Origin of the sequence: Moritella sp. (assembly GCF_033791185.1) — a bacterium.
In the GTDB taxonomy this organism is placed as follows: Bacteria; Pseudomonadota; Gammaproteobacteria; order Enterobacterales; family Moritellaceae; genus Moritella.
In genome coordinates this window covers 1-3,758 of the sequence record NZ_JASJHF010000221.1, presented here as the reverse complement: position 1 = coordinate 3,758, position 3,758 = coordinate 1, and the positions used below count along the sequence as shown (strand labels likewise).

Here is a 3,758-nt window from a genome sequence, read left to right as displayed (position 1 = left end):
ACATAGACATCTGCTTGACCTGATTTAGATAGCACCATCGACAGTTTCGAACCATCCGGTGAAAATACTGGAAAAATATTACTGCCTTTGTACGGTTCAATAAGTTCACGTTTCTGAGTAACTAAATCATAAATCCAGATTTCATGCTTTTTGTCTTCCATACTCATGTAAGCCAGCTTTTTACCTGTAGGATCCCACGATGGTGACATAACAGGTTCAGTTGAGCGGAATAGTACATGCTGATTCATGCCATCATAATCAGAAATTAATAATTTAAATGGGTATTTGTCATCGTAGTTAATAGCCACGTAAGCAATACGCGTTAAGAATGCACCACGTGTACCCGTTAAGTTTTCAAAAATGTAATCACTTAAACGGTGTGAAATATGACGAGGGCGACGAGTCGAGAAATTACCTTTCAAATTCAATTTAATATGATCGTTATTTTTGACTAACTGCTCATCGATTTTTTGTGGTGTTTGATTTTTAAAACCAGACGCTACGTTAATCAACTGGAAGTGGATCTGGAGACGTCCATCTTGTAATGGTTTGACGGTACCAATCACAATAGCTTCAACACCAGTTTCTTTCCAGGCAGCATAATCAACGGTATTCTCTGTTGCTGGTGTTTGTGGCATCAAACTGCGTTCTAATGGCGAGAAACGGCCACTGTTACGTAAATCATCTGCAATGACACTGGCAAAATCAGTCATATCTTTAGGTTTTGGTTGCGAGCCTAACCATTTAAACGGTACAACAGCGACAGGTCTTGCGCTATTGGTACCTTCGGTAATGACAATTTCTAATGCCGCATGTGCGATTTGTACCTGCATGAGGCAGACAATAAAGAAAGATAAAAATCGTTTAGTTATGCTCATATTAAATCTCTGGTCTAAAAATCAAATTGATATTTTTAAGCTTACTAGCAACATCAGGATCCACTGACATAGGTAATGAACCCGCTTTATTTACCGCGTTAATTCCTGCTCTACAAACAACACTGTCACCTTTACCACTCGTGACACTTAAAACCAATCCTGAATCGGATAACCGTATATTAAGGGCACAAGACTTACCTTTCATTGCATCGCTGGTTAACATATTTCGTTGAATAGAACTTTGAATACGTGCTGTATATTTATCGACTTCACTCAAGACTTCTTGCTGGCGTACAGCATCAAGTTGCTGAATTTCACTGTCAAGCTCAGAGGCAAATTCAGCTTCGATCTGCGCTTGCATTAATTTCTCTTGTCTATCGCGTTCTATTTTAGCAAGACGTTGGCGCTCTTGTTCTGCAGCTTTACGCTTTTGTTCAGCTACGCGTTTTTTTTCAACTTCTTGACGCTTACGTTCTTGCTCTGCTTTAAGCTTGGCTGCCTCAGCCTTTTTACGCTTAACCTCAACTTGGCGCTTACGCTCTTTCTCTTCAGCCTTGAGACGTTTACTCTCAGCGGCGACAGCAGCAGCTTCAGACTTCTTACGCTGCTCTTCAGCTTTTTTGGTTTTCGCTTCGGCTTTTTTACGCTCTTCAACTTTCTTCAAGCGTTGCTGCTCAGCTTTAACCGCGGCCGCTTCAGCATTTTTACGTTCAACTTCTTTTTCAGCTCGTTTAGTTTCAGCTCGTGTAGCAGCTTGCTCTGCTTTTTTCTGTTTATCTTTGGCTTTTGCGATGGCCGCTTCTTTCTGCTGACGCTCTTTATTAAGCTTGTTAATCCGATCTTCAGCTGCCTGTAAACGTTGTTGCTCTTTTCTACGCTTCTCTTGTTCGGTACGTTTAATTCGATCAGCATGCTGCTTTACCGCTTGCTCACTAACAACAACGGCTTGGATCGCTTGCGCTTTTGGCTTTGGTTGCTGCTTTAGTGGTGTAGATGTTGCGCTGAGACCCAATAATACCAGCAGCACAACATGCAGAACGACCGAAATAATAATCGCAACAGAGTATTTAGACTGATTATCCTTCATCTTTATTTATACCCTACTCTCATCCTATTACTCTACCGGATCTGTCATTAGACCCACAGAAGGTGCTCCGGCCTGCTGTAAAACCACCATTAAGCGGATCACTTGCTCATAAGCGACAGAACCATCACCTTTGACAACAACGGGTGTGCCGGGTTGTAATTTTAAATGCGCAGCCACTAATGTAGCTAAATCATCTGGCGACATCGGTGACTTATCACCATCACCGACATCAAGATAATACAAACCATCTTTATCAACAGAAGCTACGATAGGCGGCTTACTGTCTTCCGATAACGCCTCTGCTTGTGCTTGTGGCAGATCAACAAGTACGCCTTGAGTTACCAATGGAGCGGTCACCATAAAGATAATAAGCAGCACCAACATCACATCGATGTAAGGTACTACATTAATTTCAGCAACCGGTTTTCTGCGCTTACGTAGATATGGCTGCATCGCTTAGTCCTGCGTTCGTTTAGCCAAGCTCTGGCGATGTAAAATACTTGAGAATTCTTCCATAAAGTTAGCGTAATTATTTTCAATTCTCATCACTTGATTAGAAAATCGGTTGTAAGCAATCACCGCAGGAATCGCAGCAAACAGACCCATGGCAGTGGCAATCAAGGCTTCTGCAATACCTGGCGCAACCATAGCTAACGTCGCTTGTTGCACTGCACCTAACGCGATAAATGAACTCATGATGCCCCATACAGTACCAAATAGACCGATATAGGGACTGATCGAACCAATCGTGGCGAGATTATTTAAATTCGCTTCCAGATTGTCAACTTCACGAGACAAAGCAACACGCATGGCACGATAACTGCCGTCCATGATCGCATCAGTATTTTCTTGATGGCTATTATGGATACGCACATATTCTTTAAAACCAGAGTGGAAAATTAACTCCATACCTTGAATATTATTCTTCCGCGCTTCGCTTTCTTTATATAATTTAGATAGATCAATACCTGACCAAAATCTATCTTCAAATCGTTTTGATGCTTCGTTTGCTTGCGTCAGCACTTTAGAACGATGAAAGATCATCGTCCATGAGGCTACTGACATTGAAAGCAGTAATAACATCACTGCCTTTACCAGTAGACTTGCTTCCCAAAAAAGACCAAAAAATGAAATATCAGCAGCTTCCACTGGTTAGTTTCCTTATAATTTCTGTAGGCATCGCACAAGGTTTCTTATGAGATAATTGAATGCACGCCACTTTGACTGTTAATTCTGACAACAATTTACCATTTTCATGATAAATACTCTGAGAGAAGACCAACGATGCACGTTTTAGTTCCTTAATATGTGATTTTATAATTAATAAATCATCAAGGTATGCAGGATAACGATAATCAATGTCTATTTTACGCACCACAAATGCAAGATTTTGTTGTAATAATAGCGCTTGTGAAAAGCCTTTATCACGTAACATTTCCGTTCTGGCACGCTCTGCGTAATTCAAATAGTTACTATGATAAACAACGCCACCAGCATCAGTATCTTCAAAATAAACGCGAGCCTTAAACTCACTCAATACTATTTCATTTTGCATTATTCTAAAACCCACACCATTAACCCTATAATTCGAACTTATAGCGCAATAATCTAAATATTTAGCGCTATAAGTTTATTAATATACCTGACAAAAATAAGATATGAAATTGATTTAATATGCAACACCCATTTCTGGGGCTATTTTTGTGGGTAATCAAAACCCAAATGCAGATAAGCACGTGGAGTAGCAATACGGCCACGAGGTGTACGTTGTAGGAATCCTTGCTGAATAAGGT

General features: G+C 40.5%; 5 protein-coding genes and 1 pseudogene. All 6 read right to left on the bottom strand.

Annotated elements, in window-relative coordinates; translation table 11 throughout:
- Positions 1 to 878 (bottom strand): annotated as a pseudogene (locus tag QNK26_RS13075) (Tol-Pal system protein TolB); the annotation flags it as partial.
- Between the two features lies 1 nt (position 879).
- Positions 880 to 1,965, bottom strand: a complete 1,086-nt coding sequence (gene tolA / locus QNK26_RS13070; RefSeq protein WP_319223612.1) for a cell envelope integrity protein TolA — start codon at positions 1,963 to 1,965, stop codon at positions 880 to 882.
- Positions 1,966 to 1,992: 27 nt separating this feature from the next.
- Positions 1,993 to 2,418, bottom strand: a complete 426-nt coding sequence (gene tolR, locus QNK26_RS13065) for a protein TolR (protein WP_319223609.1) — start codon at positions 2,416 to 2,418, stop codon at positions 1,993 to 1,995.
- Between the two features lie 3 nt (positions 2,419 to 2,421).
- Positions 2,422 to 3,114, bottom strand: coding sequence for a protein TolQ (gene tolQ, locus QNK26_RS13060; RefSeq protein WP_319223606.1), 693 nt, complete (start codon positions 3,112 to 3,114; stop codon positions 2,422 to 2,424).
- Positions 3,101 to 3,520: a tol-pal system-associated acyl-CoA thioesterase gene (gene ybgC / locus QNK26_RS13055; RefSeq protein ID WP_319223603.1), complete on the bottom strand. Its 420-nt coding sequence runs from the start codon at positions 3,518 to 3,520 to the stop codon at positions 3,101 to 3,103. The genes tolQ and ybgC overlap by 14 nt, the downstream gene beginning before the upstream one ends.
- A gap of 140 nt (positions 3,521 to 3,660) precedes the next feature.
- A partial coding sequence (locus QNK26_RS13050) for a Holliday junction DNA helicase RuvB C-terminal domain-containing protein (protein WP_319223615.1) occupies positions 3,661 to 3,758 on the bottom strand: 98 nt, incomplete at its 5' end.

Bases quoted from the DNA above. Each gene is read 5' to 3' on its own strand.
- tolA (WP_319223612.1), bottom strand. From the start codon at position 1,965: ATGAAGGATAATCAGTCTAAATACTCTGTTGCGATTATTATTTCGGTC.
- ybgC (WP_319223603.1), bottom strand. From the start codon at position 3,520: ATGCAAAATGAAATAGTATTGAGTGAGTTTAAGGCTCGCGTTTATTTT.
- tolR (WP_319223609.1), bottom strand. From the start codon at position 2,418: ATGCAGCCATATCTACGTAAGCGCAGAAAACCGGTTGCTGAAATTAAT.